The sequence below is a fragment of the Streptomyces qinglanensis genome (genome assembly GCF_900111245.1).
Taxonomy (GTDB): Bacteria; Actinomycetota; Actinomycetes; order Streptomycetales; family Streptomycetaceae; genus Streptomyces; species Streptomyces qinglanensis.
On sequence record NZ_FOGO01000008.1, the window covers coordinates 189,791 to 209,152 of the forward strand.

General features: G+C 73.4%; 16 protein-coding genes. 7 read left to right on the top strand and 9 right to left on the bottom strand.

The window, feature by feature from the left end:
- Positions 1-11: 11 nt before the first annotated feature.
- Positions 12-1,061 (top strand): ribokinase, encoded by a 1,050-nt coding sequence (locus BMX65_RS18590; RefSeq protein WP_075001451.1) that lies wholly within the window; start codon positions 12-14, stop codon positions 1,059-1,061.
- A complete protein-coding gene (gene rbsD / locus BMX65_RS18595; protein ID WP_075001452.1) occupies positions 1,058-1,447 on the top strand; it encodes a D-ribose pyranase in 390 nt (129 codons plus the stop codon). The genes BMX65_RS18590 and rbsD overlap by 4 nt, the downstream gene beginning before the upstream one ends.
- A 221-nt stretch (positions 1,448-1,668) precedes the next feature.
- Here rbsD and BMX65_RS18600 read toward each other — a convergent pair whose 3' ends face one another.
- Genes BMX65_RS18600 through BMX65_RS18610 form a run of 3 tightly spaced genes read right to left on the bottom strand, consistent with a single transcriptional unit; the run spans position 1,669 to position 4,966 of the window.
- On the bottom strand, positions 1,669-2,520 hold the full coding sequence (locus BMX65_RS18600) for a sugar phosphate isomerase/epimerase family protein (RefSeq protein ID WP_075001453.1): 852 nt from the start codon (positions 2,518-2,520) through the stop codon (positions 1,669-1,671).
- Positions 2,517-3,728 (bottom strand): dihydrodipicolinate synthase family protein, encoded by a 1,212-nt coding sequence (locus tag BMX65_RS18605; RefSeq protein ID WP_075001454.1) that lies wholly within the window; start codon positions 3,726-3,728, stop codon positions 2,517-2,519. Before BMX65_RS18605 ends, BMX65_RS18600 begins: the two co-directional genes overlap by 4 nt.
- On the bottom strand, positions 3,725-4,966 hold the full coding sequence (locus tag BMX65_RS18610) for a Gfo/Idh/MocA family protein (RefSeq protein ID WP_075001455.1): 1,242 nt from the start codon (positions 4,964-4,966) through the stop codon (positions 3,725-3,727). The genes BMX65_RS18605 and BMX65_RS18610 overlap by 4 nt, the downstream gene beginning before the upstream one ends.
- 214 nt (positions 4,967-5,180) lie before the next feature.
- Between BMX65_RS18610 and BMX65_RS18615 the strand changes: the two genes are divergently transcribed.
- Complete coding sequence (locus BMX65_RS18615) at positions 5,181-6,356, top strand: LacI family DNA-binding transcriptional regulator (RefSeq protein WP_075001456.1); 1,176 nt, start codon at positions 5,181-5,183, stop codon at positions 6,354-6,356.
- Between the two features lie 136 nt (positions 6,357-6,492).
- A complete protein-coding gene (locus BMX65_RS18620; RefSeq protein WP_075001457.1) occupies positions 6,493-7,305 on the top strand; it encodes a sugar phosphate isomerase/epimerase family protein in 813 nt (270 codons plus the stop codon).
- A gap of 84 nt (positions 7,306-7,389) precedes the next feature.
- Here the strand turns inward: BMX65_RS18620 and BMX65_RS18625 are convergent, their stop codons facing one another.
- A complete protein-coding gene (locus BMX65_RS18625; RefSeq protein WP_075001458.1) occupies positions 7,390-8,817 on the bottom strand; it encodes a S28 family serine protease in 1,428 nt (475 codons plus the stop codon).
- A 158-nt stretch (positions 8,818-8,975) separates the two neighbouring features.
- Here BMX65_RS18625 and BMX65_RS18630 point away from each other — a divergent pair, with 158 nt between their 5' ends.
- Both BMX65_RS18630 and BMX65_RS18635 read left to right on the top strand, forming a co-directional pair.
- On the top strand, positions 8,976-9,473 hold the full coding sequence (locus BMX65_RS18630; RefSeq protein WP_075001580.1) for an NUDIX hydrolase: 498 nt from the start codon (positions 8,976-8,978) through the stop codon (positions 9,471-9,473).
- A gap of 16 nt (positions 9,474-9,489) precedes the next feature.
- Positions 9,490-9,717, top strand: a complete 228-nt coding sequence (locus tag BMX65_RS18635) for a hypothetical protein (RefSeq protein ID WP_075001459.1) — start codon at positions 9,490-9,492, stop codon at positions 9,715-9,717.
- 144 nt (positions 9,718-9,861) lie between these two features.
- Here the strand turns inward: BMX65_RS18635 and BMX65_RS18640 are convergent, their stop codons facing one another.
- On the bottom strand, positions 9,862-13,716 hold the full coding sequence (locus BMX65_RS18640) for an ABC transporter ATP-binding protein (protein WP_075001460.1): 3,855 nt from the start codon (positions 13,714-13,716) through the stop codon (positions 9,862-9,864).
- A 541-nt stretch (positions 13,717-14,257) separates the two neighbouring features.
- Positions 14,258-15,250, bottom strand: a complete 993-nt coding sequence (speB, locus tag BMX65_RS18645) for an agmatinase (RefSeq protein WP_075001461.1) — start codon at positions 15,248-15,250, stop codon at positions 14,258-14,260.
- A 112-nt stretch (positions 15,251-15,362) separates the two neighbouring features.
- On the opposite strand from speB, the gene BMX65_RS18650 reads away from it, so the two are divergent.
- Positions 15,363-16,187 carry a phosphatase gene (locus BMX65_RS18650; protein ID WP_177214295.1) on the top strand — a complete coding sequence of 275 codons (825 nt, stop codon included), beginning with the start codon at positions 15,363-15,365 and terminating at the stop codon, positions 16,185-16,187.
- Here the strand turns inward: BMX65_RS18650 and tesB are convergent.
- The 3 genes from tesB to BMX65_RS18665 form a co-directional block, all read right to left on the bottom strand.
- The gene (tesB, locus tag BMX65_RS18655; RefSeq protein ID WP_075001462.1) at positions 16,154-17,113 is read right to left on the bottom strand and encodes an acyl-CoA thioesterase II; all 960 of its coding nucleotides are present in this window, start codon (positions 17,111-17,113) and stop codon (positions 16,154-16,156) included. The genes BMX65_RS18650 and tesB overlap by 34 nt on opposite strands.
- A 46-nt stretch (positions 17,114-17,159) precedes the next feature.
- Positions 17,160-18,317 (bottom strand): acyl-CoA dehydrogenase family protein, encoded by a 1,158-nt coding sequence (locus tag BMX65_RS18660; RefSeq protein ID WP_075001463.1) that lies wholly within the window; start codon positions 18,315-18,317, stop codon positions 17,160-17,162.
- A gap of 162 nt (positions 18,318-18,479) precedes the next feature.
- A complete protein-coding gene (locus tag BMX65_RS18665; RefSeq protein ID WP_398758593.1) occupies positions 18,480-19,169 on the bottom strand; it encodes an SACE_7040 family transcriptional regulator in 690 nt (229 codons plus the stop codon).
- Between the last annotated feature and the right edge of the window lie 193 nt (positions 19,170-19,362).

Sequence of the window (19,362 nt, forward strand, 5' to 3'; positions counted from 1 at the left end):
GAGCACCCCGGATGCACGGATACGACCTGCTGGTCGTGGGTTCCGCCAACGCCGACCTGGTCATCGGCCTCGAACGCCGGCCGGGCCCCGGTGAGACGGTGCTCGGGTCGGACATGGTGATCCACCCGGGCGGCAAGGGCGCGAACCAGGCGGCGGCAGCCGCCCGACTCGGCGCCCGCACCACGCTGCTCGCGCGCGTCGGCGCCGACGCGTACGGCCGCATGCTGGCCGAGGCGCAGCGGGCGGCGGGTGCCGACCCGGCGGGGCTCCTGATGGGAGCGGCGGACGCGCCCGGCACGGTGGACAGCAGCGGCACCGGCGGTGCCGCCGAGGGCGAGGACGCTCCGACCGGCGTCGCCCTCATCACCGTGGACGCGGCCGGCGACAACAGCATCGTCGTCTCCCCCGGTGCCAACGCCCGCCTCACGCCCGACGACGTGGCAGCGGCGCGCGACCTCTTCGAGGCCGCCGCCGTCGTCTCCCTCCAACTGGAGATCCCCCTGGAGACGGTTGCCGCGGCGGCGCGATCCGCCGCCGAACACGGGGCACGGGTGGTGCTCAACCCCTCACCGCCCGCCCGGCTGCCGCAGGACGTGCTGGCACTGTGCGATCCGCTGGTGCTCAACGAGCACGAGGCCCGGCTGCTGCTGGCCGACAGCCAGTCCCCGGACTCGGAACCCGGGCAGTCGCCGGAATCGGATCCCGGGGAGTGGGCGGGTGCCCTCCTCGCGCTGGGCCCGCGCAGTGTCGTGGTCACCCTGGGCGCCGAGGGCGCGCTGGTGGCCGGACCCGGAGTGGGCACCGCGGCGGACTCCGGGACGGCGGACGGCTCCGGCACCGTGCGGGTGCCCAGTCCGCGGGTGCGGGCCGTGGACACCACCGGCGCGGGCGACGCCTTCACCGGCGCGCTCGGCTGGCGGCTGGGCCGCGGCGACGGTCTGGTGGAAGCGGTGCGCTACGCGGTGCGCGTCGGCGCCCTCGCGGTGACCCGTCCGGGTGCCCAGGAGTCCTACCCGAGCGCGGCGGACGTCGAGGCCGCCGACCAGGAGAGCGCGGCATGAAGAAGTCCGGAATCCTCAACCGCCACCTCAGCGGGGCCCTCGCCCGGCTGGGGCACACCGACCTCGTCGTGGTGTGCGACGTCGGCCTCCCCGTCCCGGAGGGCCCCGACGTGGTGGATCTGGCCTTCCGCGCCGGAGTGCCCGGTTTCGCCGAGGTGCTCGCCGGCCTCCTGGAGGAGCTGGAGGTGGAGGGTGCGCGTGCCGCGACAGAGGTACGGCAGGCCAACCCCGAGTGCGGCGCACTGCTGGAGGGGCACTTCCCGGAGCTGGAACTGGTGCCGCACGAGGAGCTGAAGATGCTGACGCGGCAGGCCCGGCTGGTGGTGCGTACCGGTGAGGCCAAGCCCTACGCCAACGTGGTGCTGCGCTGCGGCGTGCCGTTCTGACGCGGCAGGTGGACGCTACGAGGGGCCCGGTCCGCGGACCGGGCCCCTCGCCTCTCCCCTCGGCCTCCCGCTGCTGCCCCCAGGGCGAGCCGACAGCGGCAGGACCCGCGACTGTGCGAAAGGGTTGCTGCGCCGGGTGACGGCTGAGCCCGGACGCCGGGGGGCGGGCCGGCCCGGACCCGCGGCCCGGGTTGCGGCCCGGTCCCGCAACCCGGGGGCGCCTACAGGACATGGCGGAGGTACCGCGCCGCGGTCTCCCGCAGCACCTGGGTGCCGTCCCGCTCCCACAGCGCCGGGTTGAAGATCTCCACCTCCACCGGACCCCGGTAGCCCGCGGCCTCCGTCCACGCGCGGAAGGCCCGCAGATCGATCGCGCCGTCCCCCAACTGGCCGCGCCCCAGCAGCACTCCCGCGGGCAGCGGGGTGACCCAGTCCGCGAGCTGGAGGAGCGCGATCCGGTGCTGCGCGCCCGCGCGTGCGAGCTGCCGCGGCACCCGCTCGTCCCACCACAGGTGGTAGGCGTCCACCACGACCCCGACCTCCTCGGCGGGGAACCGTCCGGCGAGGTCGAGAGCCTGGCCGAGCGTGGAGACCACACACCGGTCCGCGGCATACATCGGGTGCAGTGGTTCGAGCGCCAGGCGTACGCCGCGCTCCCTGGCGGCGGGGACGAGTTCGGCGAGCGCGTCGGCGACCCGCTCGCGCGCCGCAGCGAGGTCACGCTCCCCCTCCGGCAGCCCGCCGGGGACCAGCACCAGGACGCCGGTGCCCAGTTCGGCCGCCTCGTCGAGGGCTGCACGGTTGTCGTCCAGCGCGGCGCGCCGCGCCGCGGGCTCCCGTGCGGTGAAGAAGCCACCCCGGCACAGCGAGGTGACGGCCAGTCCGTGCCGGCGCATCAGGCGGGCCGCGGCGGCCGGACCGTGGGCCCGCACCGGCTCGCGCCACAGCCCGACGCCGCCGATGCCCAGTTCGGCCGCGCCGCGGGCCAGTTCGGCCAGCGAGAGCTGACGCACGGTCTCCTGGTTGACCGAGAGCCGTGCCAGGCCCTCCCTGGTGGTGCGTGCCCGGCTCACTGGACCACTCCTCCCACCGCGAGCAGGTGCTTCATCCGGTGCTCGGCACGTTCCGGGTCGGGGAAGAGGCCGAGCCCGTCGGCGAGTTCCCAGGCGCGCGCCAGATGCGGCAGCGAGCGGGCCGACTGCAGCCCGCCGACCATGGTGAAGTGGTCCTGGTGCCCGCAGAGCCAGGCGAGCAGCACCACACCGGTCTTGTAGTGGCGGGTCGGCGCCTGGAAGAGGTGCCGGGCCAGCGCGACGGTCGGGTCGAGCACCGCCCGGAACCCCGCCGTGTCCCCCGCGTCCAGCAGTGCCGCGGCGTGCGCGGCGAACGGCGCCAGCGGATCGAGGACACCGAGCAGCGCGTCGCTGTGGCCCGCCTCGTCGCCCTCGATCAACTGCGGGTAGTGGAAGTCGTCCCCGGTGTAGCAGCGCACCCCGGCCGGCAGCCGCCGCCGCAGCGCCACTTCGCGGTCCGCGTCCAGCAGCGAGACCTTCACCCCGTCCACCTTCCCGGGGTGCGCCGCGACGATGCGCAGCAGGGTGCCGGCGGCCGCGTCCGGGTCGCGGCTGCCCCAGTAGCCCTCCAGCGCGGGGTCGAACGCGGGCCCCAGCCAGTGCAGGACGACCGGACTGCTCACCTGGCGCAGCAGCGTGCCGTAGACGTGCTCGTAGTCCTCCGGGCCGCGCGCCACGGCCGCCAGTCCGCGGGAGGCCAGCAGGACGGCCTGTGCGCCCGCCTCCTCGGTCAGCGCGAGCTGCTCCTCGTAGGCGGCGACGACCGCGGCCGTCGCCGAGGAGGCAGCCGGCCGGTCCCGGCCCGGTACCCGGGGGTCCAGCAGGTCGGTGCCCACGCCGCAGGCCACCTGCCCGCCGACCGCCTTCGCCTCGGCGGCCGTGCGCCGGATCAGTTCGCCGGCTCCCGCCCGGTCCAGGCCCGCGCCGCGCTGTGCGGTGTCCATGGCCTCGGCGACCCCCAGCCCGTGGCTCCACAGGTGGTGCCGGAAGGCGAGGGTGGCGTCCCAGTCGAGCGCCGCGGGGCCGTCGGGCGGCACGTCGGCCAGTGGGTCGGCCACCACGTGGGCGGCCGCCAGGAGCCTGCGGGAGGTGCACCGCGGCCAGGGCCCGGTGCCCTCCGGACGGCGTCCGCGTACGGCGGGCGCGGGGACGCGGCGGGGTTCGTGGGTGCGGAGGCCCCCGGTGGCGGGGTCGGGCAGCCGGATCACAGCACCAGCTCCGGCACCTCGATGCGGCGGCCCTGCTCCGAGGAGGTGCGGGCCAGTTCGGCGAGCTGCACCCCGCGGGCGCCCGCGAGCAGGTCCCAGGGGCACGGCCCGGCGGACTGTCCCCGGGCGTCCCCGTCGCCGGGGTCGCCACCGCCGTCCCCGCCGTCCCCGCCCGGACCGGTGCCGTCCCGGTCGGCGACGCGGCGCAGGAAGAGCTCCCACTGGGCCTTGAAGCCGTTGGTGGCCTCGTCCCCGTCGTTGTCGGGCACCTCCTGCCACTGGTCGCGGAACCGCTCGGCGGCGGGCAGGTCCGGGTTCCACACCGGCCTGGGGGTGCCGGCCCGGTGCTGGTAGCGGCAGCCGCGCAGACCGGCGACGGCGGAGCCCTCGGTGCCGTCCACCTGGAACTCGACCAGTTCGTCGCGGTGCACCCGCACCGCCCAGGAGGAGTTGATCTGGGCGACCGCGCCCCCCTCCAGGGTGAAGATGCCGTACGCGGCGTCGTCCGCCGTGGCCCGGTAGGGCTCTCCCCGCTCGTCCCAGCGGTGCGGCAGATGGGTGGCCAGGTGGGCCTGGACGGAGGTGACCCGGCCGAAGAGGCTGTGCAGCACGTACTCCCAGTGCGGGAACATGTCGCTGACGATGCCGCCGCCGTCCTCGGCCCGGTAGTTCCACGAGGGCCGCTGGGCGCTCTGCCAGTCGCCTTCGAAGACCCAGTAGCCGAACTCGCCCCGCACCGAGAGCACCCGGCCGAAGAAGCCGCCCCTGACCAGCCGGGCGAGCTTGCGCAGTCCGGGCAGGAAGAGCTTGTCCTGGACGACGCCGTGCTCGACTCCGGCCCGGGACGCCGCCCTGGCCAGCTCCAGGGCGCCGTCGAGCGAGGTGGCGGTGGGTTTCTCCGCGTAGACGTGCTTGCCGGCCGCGACGGCCTTGCGCAGTGCCGCCAGGCGCTCGGAGGTGATCTGGGCGTCGAAGTAGACCTCGATGCCGTCGTCCGCCAGCGCCGCGTCCAGGTCGGTGGAGACGGCCCGCGGGTCCAGCCCGTGCTGCTGCGCGAGGGAGCGCAGCGCGTCCTCCCTGCGGCCCACCAGGACCGGTTCGGGCCACAGCGTCCGGCCGCCGCCCAGGTCGAGTCCGCCCTCCTCGCGCAGCGCGAGCAAGGAGCGCACGAGGTGCTGGCGGTGGCCCATCCGGCCGGTGACGCCGTTCATGGCGATGCGGATCGTCCTGCGTGACACGTGTACTCGTCTCCCTGCTGTCGCGGCGCCCGGTTCGGCGAGCGCGTCCGCGCGGTGGCATCGACACGTAGTAAGCGCTTTCTGACGGCCAACGGCTCACGGTAACCCCAACGGACATGCCGGACAAGGGAGTTGGCGGAGCACAGGGCGGTCCACGGAGCGCATGGGACCATGTCGTCGTCCCGGAGGCGGCGGAGGAGCGGAGGACGCACCGATGGCAGTGACCCTGGCGGACGTCGCCGCCCGCGCCGGTGTCTCCTCCGCGACCGTCTCCCGGGTGCTGAGCGGCGGCTATCCCGTCGCGGGCGCCACCAGGAGCCGCGTGCTGCGCGCCGTGGCCGAGCTGGAGTACGTCGTGGACGGTCCCGCCAGCGCGCTCGCCGCCGCCAGTTCCGACCTGCTGGGCATCCTCGTCAACGACATCGCCGACCCCTTCTTCGGCATCATCGCCGGCGCCGTGCAGAGCGAGCTGGACAGCGGTGCGGACGCGTCCGTGCCGCACAAGCTCGCCGTGGTCTGCAACACCGGCGGATCGCCGGAGCGCGAGCTGACCTACCTCACCCTGCTGCAGCGCCAGCGGGCGGCGGCGATCGTGCTGACCGGCGGAGCGGTCGAGGATCCGGCGCACCGCGCGTCGCTGGCCGCGCGCCTGCGACGGCTCACCGCGGGCGGCACCCGGATCGTGCTGTGCGGCCGACCGCCGCTGGACCCTCCGGAGCCGGGCACGGAAGCGGCGGCGGTCCCGGAGGCGGGGCCGGTCGCCGAGCCCGCGGTGCGGCCGGTGCCGGCGGCGCGGGGCAGGGGTGCCCGGCGCCTCGCGCGCGGTGCCGTCCTGACCGTGGCCTTCGACAACCGCGGCGGCGCGCACGCCCTGACCGAGCACCTGCTCACGCTGGGCCACCGGCACATCGGCTACATCGCCGGGCCTTCGGAGCGGACCACCACCCGGCACCGGCTGGCGGGCCATCTGGCGGCGCTGGCGGCGCACGGGGCCGCCGGTCCGGACCGGGCGGAGCGGCTGACCGTGCACGCGGGCGGCTACGACCGCTCCTGCGGCTACCGGGGCACCGTCGAACTGCTGTGCAGGGCGCCGGAGACGACCGCAGTACTGGCCGCCAACGACACGGTCGCACTCGGGGTCTGCGCCGCCCTGCGGGACGCCGGGCTGCGGGTCCCGCAGGATGTGTCGGTGGCCGGATTCGACGACCTGCCCTTCAGCGCCGACGCCGCACCCGGACTCACCACCGTGCGGCTGCCGCTGCAGGAAGCCGGTGCCCGCGCCGGGCAGCTCGCCCTGGGCACCCGGCCGGCCCCGCCGGGCGGGACGACGACGGTGCCGCACGCGCTGGTGGTCCGCACCTCCACCGCGCCGCCCCGCGCCGGAGCGTGAGCCCCTCGCGGGCGCGGCCGGTCGCAAGCCCCTCGCGGGCGCGGCCGGTCGCAGCCACCGTGCCTGTGCGGGCCCGCGCGCCGACACGAGCTTCCGGAACCTTGCCGCGGAGGAGGGCATCTGGTCGGGTGAGCGCATGCGACTCGCGTTCTCCACACTCGGCGTGCCCGGCATGCCCGTCGACGAAGTGCTGCGGCTGGCCGCCGACTCGGGCTTCCACGGTGTCGAACTGCGTGCCCACCCGGAGGAGCCCGTGCACCCCGGCCTCGACCGCGCCGCACGGCAGCGGGTGGCGGCGCAGTTCGCGGAGGCCGGTCTCACTCCGCTGGGGGTCGCCGGATACCCGCGGATGGCCGACAGCGGCGAGGACGCGCCGGTGCTGGAGGAGGTGCGCGCCCTGCTGGAGCTGGCCCACGACCTGGGTGCGCCGTACGCCCGGGTCTTCCCCGGCGGCGGCCCGGATGTCGCGGAGGGCGACGCGAACGCCGTACGGCGGCTGCGGCAGGCCGCCGTCATCGCCGCCGATCTGGGGGTGCGGGTGCTGCTGGAGACGCACGACTCGCACGCCACCGGCGCGGACGCGGCGCGGGTCCTGAGCGCCGTCGACCACCCGGGCGCGGGGGCCCTGTGGGATGTCATGCACACCTGGCGGGGCTGTGAGGACCCGGAGGAGACCTACCGGCTGCTCGCTCCGTACCTGGGCTATGTGCAGGTGAAGGACATCGCCTCGCGGGAGGACCCGGCACCGCTGGCGCCGGGCGAGGGCGTGCTGCCGCTCACCGAGGTCGCGGACGTGCTGACCCGGGCGACGGACGCGCAGGCGGACGCGGGCGTCGAGTGGCTGTGCTGGGAGTACGAGAAGCGCTGGTTCCCGGAGGTCCGTGAGCTGCCCGCACTGCTGCCCGGGGCCCGCGACCATCTGCTGGGCCTGCTGGCCGAAGCGGCCTGATCCGCCCGGCCCGGAACGCGAACGGCGGCGCCCCGCCGCGAAGGAGGGCGCCGCCGGCAGCCGCGTCAGGGCCGCGGGCCCGTGTCAGGGACGCAGTTCCAGCGTCTGCTTCCGGGGCTTGTCGAGCTTCTTGTCGTACGACGTCAGGCGCTTGGGCTTCTTCTTGTCCGCGTCGTGGTCCAGTCCGGCGAACTCCAGCACCATCTTGGTGGCGGCGGCCCGGTCGTCGTCCTCGAGAGTGGCGATCCGCGCGCCGTGGTCCTGTCCGGGCGCCCAGAAGACGGCCGTGTCCTTGGTGTGCCGGCCGGGACGGAACGGCTCGGCGCCCCACGGGTCGTTCTCACCATAGATGTAGAGCATCTGCGAGGAGCGGTGGCGCACCCAGCGGTCGATGTCGCGCATCGCCCTGTCGTGCTTGTTGAACTTCACCGGGATGCTGCGCGGCACGTAGGTGCTCGGCACGTTCAGGCCCGGGTACTTGCGCACGTCGTCGAGGAGGGGCTCCTCGTAGTCGGGCGACCCCATCTGGGTGCCCGCCTGGTAGTAGTACGGCACGTAGGGGGTGATGCCCTGGTCGGTGCCGGCCGACCAGCCGCCGATCTCGTCGGCCCACTTGTAGAGCGTGTCCGTGGAGGCGTCGGTGGCGGGCACCTCGTCGCACTCGCTCTCCAGGTGGTACTGCCAGAAGCCCCAGACGAGGTCCTGCGCGACCAGTTCGAAGGCCCGGTCGGCGCTGCCGGCCAGCTTGAAGGTGTAGTCGTTCTCCTTGGCCCACGCCTTGATCCGCGAGACCATCGCGCCGCGCCGCTCGAAGATCTCGTGCTGCGCGCCGTTGAGCCGGTCGCGGCACTCCTTGGAGCCGACGTTGCGGAAGAACTTGTAGTACGCGGAGTCCTCGTCGTTGCGGACGTCGTTGGGCGCCACGTAGGGCACTGTCCCGTCCATGTCACGCGGATAGAAGCGGCGGTAGTACGTCGCGGTCATGCCGCCCTTGCTGCCGCCGGTCGCGATCCAGTTCTTGCGGTAGATCTTCTTGAGCGCCTGGTGGATGCGGTGCTGGTCGCTGGCCGCCTGCCAGATGGTCAGCTTCGACCAGTCCGCGGGCTCGGGCCTGGAGGGCGTGAAGAACCGGTACTCCATGGAGACCTGGTTGCCGTCCGTCAACTGCGTCGGCTCACTGCGGCTGGGGTTGGTGTTGAGGTTGTAGCCGCTGGTGAAGAAGACCGTGGGCCGGTTCGTGTCCTTGTGCAGGATGGAGATGCGCTGTTTGAACGTGCCCTTCCAGGGACGCCGGTGGTCCACCGGCTGTTCGTAGTTGAGCAGGAAGAAGCGATATCCGTCGACGGGCTTCTCCTCGATGAGGCTCATCCCGGGCACCGCGAGGATGCGGTCCTTGATGTCCTGGCCGGCCGCGGGATCGGCCGCGGTGGCGGCCCCCGCCGAGGCGCTGCCGACGCTGAAGGTGCCTATCAGCACCACCAGAGACAGCAGCCATCTGAGCGTTTTACGCATTCACCCTCCCCTTACTGCGTCAAAAGTCGTCGTGAACCTATCGGCGTCCGACCGGCTTTGCCAGACCCCGACACCGACCCGCTGTACGCATACGGGTGAACGAGCACCGCTCAGCGGTGCGAACCGCCCTGTCGGCGGTCGCCGTTACGCTGCCGCCCATGGACGACTCCGCGCTTCCCACCCCGCCCGCACCGCTGGCCACCGGCCCGCGCGAGATGCGGCTGCTCTCCTTCCACACCGAGCCCGAGGAGACCCGCTTCCCGGACGCCCCGGTCGGCTACGTCCTGCTGGTCGTGCGGCACGCCGGGAAGCTGCTGATGGTGCACGTCCGCAGCCGCGCCTGCTGGGAGCTGCCCGGCGGCGGCATCGAGGAAGGCGAGAGCCCGCGCGGCGCCGCCCTCCGCGAACTGCGCGAGGAGACCGGCCAGACGGCCGACCCCGCTGCCCTGCGCTTCGCCGGGTTCGCCCGCACCTCGCTGGGCCCCGAGCAGCGAGTGCTCTACGGCGCCGTCTTCACCGGCGAACTGGCCGAGGTACTGCCCTTCACCCCGACCGAGGAGATCTCCGCACTGCACTGGCGCAGCGGTTCCGAGCCACTGCCCTGGGGCCAGGTGCAGACGGTCGACGAATATCTGGTCGGCCTGTGCGACGCCTGAGGCGTACTGTCGGCGCATGCCGCAGCCACACGGATTCACCTACGAGCAGCGCGGACCCGCGGGCACGGTGCTGATCAGCCACCGCGGCCGCCCGGTCACCACGCTGCGCGACGGGCGGGCGCAACGCTTCCTCCAGGAAGTCTCCGCGGGAGACGAACAGTTGGTCATGGCCCGCTGGACGGGCAACTACAAGCGCGGCAACGAGCGCACCGCCCGGGCGCACCCGCGCAACCGCGAGCGCTGACGCACGGGGCGAAGCGCACGCGGTCGCTCGGGGCGAAGCGCTCGGGGCCCGCGGTGCGGGGCGCGCGGGCCCCGGCGCGCGGGCCCCGGCGCGCGGGGCGGGCGCGCGCCTGGCGCGGTGCCCGCGACGCCCGCCCGCGCGCGCTCACACCACCGCGTGCTCGGAGCCGCCCGCCGTCTCCCCGGCGAAGGTCCGCCACAGCTCCGCGTAGCGCCCGCCCAGCGCCACCAGCTCCTCGTGGGTGCCGTCCTCGGCGATCCGGCCCTGGTCGAGGACGATCACCCGGTCGGCGCGCGCGGCCGTCGTCAGCCGGTGCGCCACCACCAGGGTGGTCCGTTCCCCCGCCAGCCGGTCGGTGGCCTGGTTGACCAGCGACTCGGTCGCCAGGTCGAGCGCCGCCGTCGCCTCGTCCAGCAGCAGGATCGCCGGGTCCACCAGTTCGGCCCGGGCCAGCGCGATCAGTTGCCGCTGTCCGGCCGAGAGATTGCGGCCCCGCTCGTCCACCTCGTGCAGATAGCCGCCCGACAGGGAGGCGATCATGTCGTGCGCGCCGACCCCCCGGGCCGCCGCCTCCACCTCCGCGTCCGTCGCGTCCATCCGCCCGTAGGCGATGGCGTCCCGCACGGTCCCGGGGAAGAGGTAGGGCTCCTGGGGCACCACGCCGATCCGGTGCCGGTAGCCGGTCAGGTCGATGCCGCGCAGGTCCTCACCGTCCGCCAGGACGGCGCCCCGGGACGGGTCGTAGAACCGCGCGACCAGCTTGACCAGGGTGGACTTGCCCGCACCGGTCTCGCCGACGAAGGCGACCGTCTCCCCGGCCGGAATGGTCAGCCGGATGTCCGAGAGCGCCGCCTGCTCCCCCTGCGTGCCGGAGGGGTCCTCGGTGGCGTAGTGGAAGTGCACGTCCCGGAACTCGATCCCGCCGCGCAGCGCGGTCACCTCCTGCGGCGCGGCGGCGACGGGCGTGCTGCTCTCCTCGCGCAGCAGCTCCTGGATGCGGCGCAGCGAGACGGCTGCCTGCTGATAGCCGTCGAAGACCTGCGAGAGCTGCTGCACCGGCGCGAAGAACAGCTCGATGTAGAGCAGGTAGGCCACCAGGGCCCCGGCCGACAGGGTGTTGTCCTCGATCCGTCCGGCGCCCACGACGAGCACCGCGGCGGTCGCCACGGCGGCGAGGAGCTGCACGAAGGGGAAGTAGACCGAGATCAGCCACTGACCGCGCACCCGCGCCCGGCGGTAGCCGTCGCTGCGGCGCTCGAACTGCTCGGCGCCGCGCTCCTCGCCGCGGAACGCCTGCACCATCCGCAGCCCGGCGACCGACTCCTGCAGGTCGGCGTTGACCACGCTGACCCGCTCCCGGGCCAGTTCGTACGCCTTGACGCTCTGCCGGCGGAAGAAGTAGGTGCCGACGACCAGCAGCGGCAGCGTCGCGAAGACCACCAGCGCCAGTTGGACGTCGAGCACCAGCAGCGCGCCGAGGATGCCCAGGAAGGTGAAGAGCGACACGACAGCGGTGACCAGCCCGGTCTGCAGGAACGTGGAGAGCGCGTCGACGTCGGTCGTCATCCGGGTCATCACGGCGCCCGCCTGGTGCCGTTCGTAGTAGTCGAGGCCCAGCCGCTGCAGTTGCGCGAAAATCTTCACCCGCAGGGCGTAGAGCACCCGCTCGCCGGTGCGTCCGGTCAGCAGCAGCGAGCCGGTCTGGGCGGCCCACTGGGCGACGACCACGGCCAGTGCCAGCCCGGAGGCGAACCAGACCGCGCCCAGCGCGCCCTTCTCCACCCCGTCGTCGATGCCGTGCCGGATCAGCACGGGCAGTACCAGCCCGAACCCGGCGTCCAGCGCGGCGAAGACCAGGGCGACCAGCAGGGCGGCGCCGAAGCCGCGCAGCAGGCGCCGCAGCCCGTAGGAGTCCTCGCGCCGCTCGGCGCGCTCCTCGTCCACCTCGGGGAGGTCGTCGGCCGGGGGCAGCGCCGCCACTCTGGCGAGCAGTTCGGGGCTGCCGGGCAGGCCCGCGAGTTCGGTGCCGAAGGCTCCGGGCCGGCCGGCCTGCGCGGCGGCGGTTCCGCTGCCGCCGCCCGGCAGAGCGCCCTCGGTCCCCGGCTCCTGCTCGCGCACCCACAGCTCGGGGGTCACCCCGTCGACGGTGTCGTGCGCGTCGTGCACGGCCATGCCGGCCGGGTCGCGCTCCACGTCACCGAGTTCGTCCGGGTCGGTCAGCAGCCGCCGGTAGAGGGCGCAGCGCTCGACCAGTTCCTCGTGGGTGCCGATGTCGGCCAGCCGGCCGCCGTCCAGTACGGCGATCCGGTCGGCCAGCGCCAGGGTGGACTGCCGGTGGGCGATCAGCAGCGTGGTACGGCCGGCCATCACCTCGCGCAGCGCCTCGTGGATCTCGTGCTCCACGCGCGCGTCCACGGCCGAGGTGGCGTCGTCCAGGAGCAGCAGGCGCGGGTCGGTCAGCAGGGCACGGGCGAGCGCGATGCGCTGCCGCTGGCCGCCGGAGAGGGTCAGCCCCTGTTCGCCGACGGTGGTCTCGTAGCCGTCCGGCAGCTCCTGGACGAACCGGTCGGCCTGGGCGGCCCGCGCTGCGGCGCGGATCTCCTCGTCGGTGGCGTCGGGCGCGCCGTAGGCGATGTTCTCCCGGAGGGAGGAGGAGAACAGGAAGGGGTTCTCGGGGACGAGCCCGATGGCGGAGCGCAGCGAGTCCAGGGTCAGCTCGCGCACGTCCTGGCCGCCCACGCGCACCGCGCCGCCGGTCACGTCGTAGTAACGCGGCAGCAGCATGGAGACGGTGGACTTGCCGCTGCCGCTGGCCCCCACCAGGGCGACCGTCTCACCGGGTTCGATGCGCAGACTGAAGCCGTCCAGCACGGGGGTGTCCGCCGCGTAGCCGAAGCTGACGTCCTCGAACTCGACGGAGGCGTCCGCGGCTGCGGGCAGGTCCCGGGCGTGCGGGCTCTCGGCCATCTGCGGCTCGGTGTCGATCAGGTCGTAGACCCGCTCGACGCCTGCTCTGGCCTGTTGTCCGACGGTCAGCATCATGGCCAGCATCCGGACCGGGCCGACGAGCTGCGCCAGATAGGTGGAGAAGGCGACGAAGGTGCCCAGCGTGATCTCGCCACGGGTGGCCATCCAGCCGCCGAGCGCGAGCATGGCGACCTGGCCGAGCGAGGGTACGGACTGCAGGGCCGGGGTGTAGCGCGCGTTGAGGCGCACGGTGCGCAGCCGGCCCGCGAACAGCTTCCGGCTGACGGCCCGGAGCTTCCCGGTCTCCTGCGCCTCCTGGCCGAAGCCCTTGACCACCCGGACGCCGCTGACCGCGCCGTCCACCACCGAGGCGACCGCTCCGGCTTGCTGCTGCGCGTACCAGGTGGCGGGGAAGAGCCGCTTGCGGCTCAGGTCGGCGACCCACCACAGCAGCGGGAAGACCGCGACGGAGACCAGGGTGAGCAGCGGCGAGAGGACGAGCATCACGACGAGCGCCACCAGGAACAGCAGCACGTTGCCGATCATCATCGGCAGCATGAACAGCAGGCTCTGCACGAGCTGGAGGTCGCTGGTGCCGCGGCCCACCACCTGCCCCGTGGACAGCTCGTCCTGGCTGCGGCCGTCCAGCCGGACGATCGAGCGGTACATCTCGGTGCGCAGGTCGTGCTGGACGTCCAGCGCGAGCCGCCCGCCGTAGTAGCGGCGGGCGTAGGTCAGTAGGTAGATGACGGCTGCCGCGGCGACGAGCAGTCCGATCCAGGCCCACAGGCCGCCCTGTCCGCCGACCACCACGTCATCGATGATGACCTTGGTCAGCAGCGGGACGAGCGCCATGACGGCCATGCCGCCGAGCGAGGCACCCAGTGCGAGCACCACCGCGCGCCTGTACCGCCAGCAGTACCCGGCCAGCCGCCGGGCCCAGCCCGGCGTACCCGCACTCTCCTCCGTCACCGCGTCCCCAGTCCCTTCACGTCGGCCTGCGCCCTTCCGTTCCTGCCGAGTGCCCAACATCGGGAGAGCGGGCTTTCATTCCGGACCGCGCCGGGGCGGGGGCGGAACCAGGTCCGGGGAAGGCCCGAAGCAGGGGCCGGGAGAGGGCCGAAGCAGGGGCCGGAAGAAGGGCGAAGCAGGGGCCGGGAGAGGGGCGAAGAGTGGCCGAAGGCGGCCCGGTGAGCGCGTGGCTCCACCGTGGCCGCCCCGGCCACCGACGGCGCGTCCCTGGGTGCGTGCGGGCCGGCACCCCCCACGAGGCCAGCTCCGCGACCGCTCCGCGCCGTCTTCCCGCGGGATCGCTTCTGCAGTCTGTCGATAACTTCCACGAAATGCACATCGACCGATCAAATTCAGTAACGTCCCGTATTAAACCAGTGGCACTCCGTGACTGAGCGGATGTTTTCCGGCACCCCGTCAAGCCCCCGCCGACCTGGGCCGTTCGGCGTCCCGAACGGGGGCGGTCCGCCCGCGGACCGCGGGGACCGTCCGCACACGTACGAAGCGCCGGAGGGGCCGCGCCCGCAACACGGCCGGAACACACTCATCCGGGGCACTTCCGTCAGCCGCGAGCGGCCGCGATCTGCCGTGTCATCAGCGTCGTCAGCTCGTACGCCGTGTGGGAGGCCGCGACCGACGTGATCTCCGCGTGGTCGTAGGCGGGGGCGACCTCCACCAGGTCGGCCGAGACGAGATGGCAGCCGGACAGCCCGCGCAGGATCTCCAGCAGCTCCCGCGAGGTGATCCCGCCCGCCTCCGGCGTGCCCGTACCCGGAGCGTGTGCCGGATCGAGCACGTCGATGTCCACCGACACGTACAGCGGGCGGGAGCCGATGCGCTGCCGGAGCTGGTCGGTCACCTCGTCCACCCCGCGCCGCATCACGTCCGCCGAGGTGACGATGCCGAAGCCCATCTTCGCGTCGTCGTCCAGATCCCGCTTCCCGTACAGCGGCCCCCTGGTGCCCACGTGGGAGAGCGCCGCGGTGTCCAGCAGCCCCTCCTCGGCCGCCCGCCGGAAAGGGGTGCCGTGCGTGTAGGCGGCGCCGAAATAGGTGTCCCAGGTGTCCAGGTGCGCGTCGAAGTGCAGCAGTGCGACGGGGCCGTGCTTGCGCGCCATCGCGCGCAGCAGCGGCAGGGCGATGGTGTGGTCGCCGCCGAGCGTCATCAGCCGGGCGCCGGAGTCCAGCAGGGAGCCGGCCGCCTCCTCCACCGTCTCGACGGCCTCACCGATGTCGAACGGGTTGACGGCGATGTCCCCGGCGTCCGCGACCTGCGCCAGCGCGAAGGGCGAGGCGTCCTGAGCCGGGTTGTAGGGCCGCAGCAGCCGGGACGCCTCCCGGATCGCGTTGCCGCCGAAGCGGGCACCCGGCCGGTAGGAGACACCGGTGTCGAAGGGGACGCCGACCACGGCGACGTCGGCGCGGCCGCCCGTCTCGTCGATCCGCGGCAGCCGCGCGAAGGTCGCCGGACCGGCGTAGCGGGGCACCCGCGAGGAGTCGACGGGACCGCGGGGAGTCGGAGCGCTGTCGGGGGTAGGTATGTCGCTGCTGGTCATACCGTCGAGCCTAGGCGGAATGCGCCCGTCCGCCGTTGGACGGTCCGCAGGAGCGTACCCCGCCTTTTGGACACTCCGTCCATCGAGCGACAGTACGAGCCACAATGGGTACATGTCGCAGCCGCTCTCGCCCGTGCCCCTGCCCCTGCCGCTTCCGGCAGCACCTTCCCGTGCCGAGCTGACCAGCCACCTGGTGCACGCCAGGATCGCGGGGGACGTCGCCACGCCGCGGGAGAACAACCTCTCCCACTACCGCAAGCTCGCCAACGGCGACCGCCACTACTGGCTCGGCCTGGAGCTGGGCGAGCGCTGGGCGGACGAGCAGGACGTGCTCGCGGTGATGGCCGAGCGCTGCGGCGTCAACGACGACCCGGACTACCGCACCGGCCAGGACACCATCGATCCGGAGCTGACCGTGGCGGCCCTGGACCGGGCCGCCGCCGAGCTCCGCAAGGCGGCGGAGGCACGCTCCCGGGTGCTGTTCGCCACCGGGCACCCGGGTGCACTGCTGGACATGCACGGCACCCTCGCCACCGCGCTGCGCGCGGCAGGCTGCGACATCGTCCGCACCCCGCTGCGGGTCTTCGCCGACGAGGGCGTCATCGTCCAGTTCCAGGGCGTCGCCGTCTACGAGCGGGGCGCCTCCCTGTGGCACACGCACTCCCCCCAGCCGATGGCGGGCGTGCTGCTCGGCCTGGAGCAGGCCGGCGAACCGCTGCCCGACCTGGTGGTGGCCGACCACGGCTGGGCGGGCCGGGCCGCACAGCAGGGGCTGACCACTGTCGGATTCGCCGACTGCAACGACCCCGCCCTCTTCCTGGGCGAGGCCGAAGGCACGCTGGAGGTCGCCGTACCCCTGGACGACCACGTGGTCGACCCGCGCTACTACGAGCCGATGACCGCCTACCTGCTGTCCGCCGCGGGGCTCGCGGGCTGATCCGCCGTCCGCTCCGCCGCGGCACCCGGCGCCTCCGCGCGCCGCGGCCGGGGAACCCGGACGACGCCCTCCTGGATGACGGAGACGACCAGCCGCCCGTCCCGGGTGAAGATCCGCCCCTTGCCGAGCCCCCGGCCGCCCTGCGCCGTGGGCGACTCCTGGTCGTAGAGCAGCCACTCGTCCGCGCGGAACGGGCGGTGGAACCACATCGCGTGGTCCAGTGAGGCCCCGACCACATCGCCGACGGCCCAGCCGCCCCGGCCGTGCGCGAGCAGCACGGAGTCCAGCAGCGTCATGTCCGAGACATACGTCGCCAGGCAGATGTGCAGCATCGGGTCGTCCAGCTCGCCGTCCAGCTTCCCGTTGGTGCGGAACCACACCTGGGAACGCGGCTCGCTCCGGCTGCCGACCCGGGCGAACGGCGGCTCCTCGACGTACCGCAGATCCACCGCGGCCCGTGCCCGCAGCAGGCGCTCGGGCACCTGCGGGTCGGCGAACAGCTCCCGGTAGCGCGGCACCTTCTCCTCCGCGGTCGGCAGCGTCTCCGGATCGGGCGCCGGGGGCATCGGCTCCTGGTGCTCCAACCCCTCCTCGTGCGTCTGGAACGAGGCGGACAGATGGAAGATCGGCTGCCCGTGCTGCACCGCCACCACCCGGCGCGTGGTGAAGGACCGGCCGTCGCGTATCCGGTCCACGGTGTAGACGATGTGCGCCCCGGGGTCGCCGGGACGCAGGAAGTACGCGTGCAGGGAATGCGGCAGCCGCCCGGCCGGGACGGTGCGGCAGGCGGCGACGAGCGCCTGCGCCGCGACCTGTCCGCCGAAGACCCGGGGCACCAGGGAGGCGCGGCTGCTGCCCCGGAAGATGTCCTGCTCGATCCGCTCCAGGTCGAGCAGATCGAGCAGGTCGGTCAGTTCCTGGCTCATGTCGCTGCGGCCGCCCGGTGGTGGAGCCACGTCGGCACCGGGCCGCTCACAGGCCCATGGACTTCGCGACGATGGAGCGCATGACCTCGCTGGTGCCGCCGTAGATGCGTGAGACGCGGGTGTCGGCGTACAGGTTGGCGATCGGGTACTCCAGCATGTAGCCGTACCCGCCGTGGAGCTGGAGGCACTTGTCGATGACCCGGGCCGCGGTCTCGGTGGTGAACAGCTTGGCCGAGGCGGCGTCCGCCGGAGTCAGCTCACCGGCGTCCAGCGCCTCCAGCGCGCGGTCCACGACGGCCTGCAGCGCGTCCACGTCGGACTGGCAGTCGGCGAGCACGAACTTGGTGTTCTGGAAGGAGGCCACCTCCTTGCCGAAGACCGTCCGCTCCTTGACGTACTCGTGGGCGAAGCGCACCGCCGCCGCCGACATCGCGTAGGCACCCAGCGCAATGCCCAGCCGCTCCTGGGGCAGGTTGTGGGTGAGGTAGGAGAACGCCTTGCCCTCCTCGCCCAGCAGGTCCTCGACCGGCACCTTGACGTCGGTGAAGGACAGCTCGGCGGTGTCGGAGGAGCGCAGCCCGAGCTTCTCCAGCTTGCGGCCGACCGCGTAGCCCTCGCTCCTGGCGTCCACCACGAGGATCGAGATGCCGCCGCGCCGGTCGGCGGGGTCCGGAGCCGCGGTGCGGGCGCAGACCAGCACCCGGTCGGCCTGGACACCGCCGGTGATGAAGGTCTTGGCGCCGTTGAGGATGTAGTGCGTGCCGTCCTCGGACAGCTTGGCGGTGGTCTTCATCCCGGCCAGGTCGGAACCGGTGCCCGGCTCGGTCATGGCGATCGCCGTCATCATCTCGCCGGAGACGAAGGCGGGGAGCCAGCGCTTCTTCTGCTCCTCGGAGCCGTACTTGAGCAGGTAGGGGAGGCAGAGCGCGGTGTGCACGCCGGAGCCGCCGAAGCTGACCCCGGCGCGGGCGCACTCCTCGGTGATCACGGCGTTGTACTTGAAACTCGTCTCCCCCGCGCCGCCGTACTCCTCGGGGACCTCGATGCCGAAGACGCCCAGCTCGCCGAGCTTCTTGTAGAAGTCCTTGGGGACATAGCCCTGCTCGGCCCACTGCGGGTAGTGGGGCACGACCTCCGCCGCGATGAAGTCGCGGATCGTCCGGCGGAACGCTTCGTGGTCCTCGTTGAACACCGTGCGGCGCACAGCACGCCTCCTCGTCGCCTCGGCATGGCTAAGCGCTTGCTCAGCCTACACACGTCAAAGCTACCGAGCAGTCACCTCGGCTGTCCAGGGCGAACCGGGGCCGACCGGGGCCGTGACCCGCTTCGCCCTCCCGGAGGGGTACCGCTTCGGGGTGCCCACCCGTCAGACCGGGGTGTCCGGCCCCTCGGACCCGGGGGGCGGGTACGCAGCCTGCACCGCGGGGCCGCCGCCCGACCCCTCCGCCGCGGGCGCGGCGGACGAGAGCGCGCCGCGGGCCAGGCGGTGCAGCAGCGCCGCCGTCGTCTCCCGGTCCGGCAGCGCCGAAGGGCCGCTCAGGTGCGGCGTCGAGTTCAGCAGCCCGAAGACGGTGTGCACCGAGACCCGCGCCTCCAGCTCGGTCAGATCCGGGTACAGCGCGCGGACCGCCGAGACCCACAGCTCGACGTACTGCCGCTGGAGCTTGCGGACCTGCTTGCGGTCGGCCTCCCGCAGCCGGTCCAGCTCCCGGTCGTGCAGGGTGATCAGCTCGCGGTCGTCCAGCGCGAAGTCGATGTGCCCGTCGATCAGCGCGTCCAGCGCCGCCCCCGGCGACAGGCCCGCCGCCGCCGACTCCTCGGCCCGGCGCCGCCCCCCGTCGTAGAGCCGCCGGCTGATTCCGACCAGCAGCTCGGCCAGCATCGCGTCCTTGCCCGCGAAGTGGCGGTAGAGACCGGGGCCGCTGATGCCCACCGCGGCCCCTATCTCGTCGACGCCCACCCCGTGGAAGCCGCGCTCGGCGAAGAGCCGTGCGGCCTCCCGCAGAATCTGCTCCCGCCGGCTGGGTGCGGCCGTGCCTGCCGTCTTCGTGCTCATGCTGACCATTCTAGACAGCCGCGTTAGTCAGCGTTAACCTGGAGGCGTCGAGTTAACGCTGACTAACTGTGTTCGCTGGCAGTACTGGCAGTACTGGCAGTGCTGGCAGTGCTGGCAGTGCTGGCAGTGCTGGCAGTGCTGGCAGCGCCGCCCGTACTGGCCGCGCCTGCCGCGCTGCCCGCGGTGGTCACGG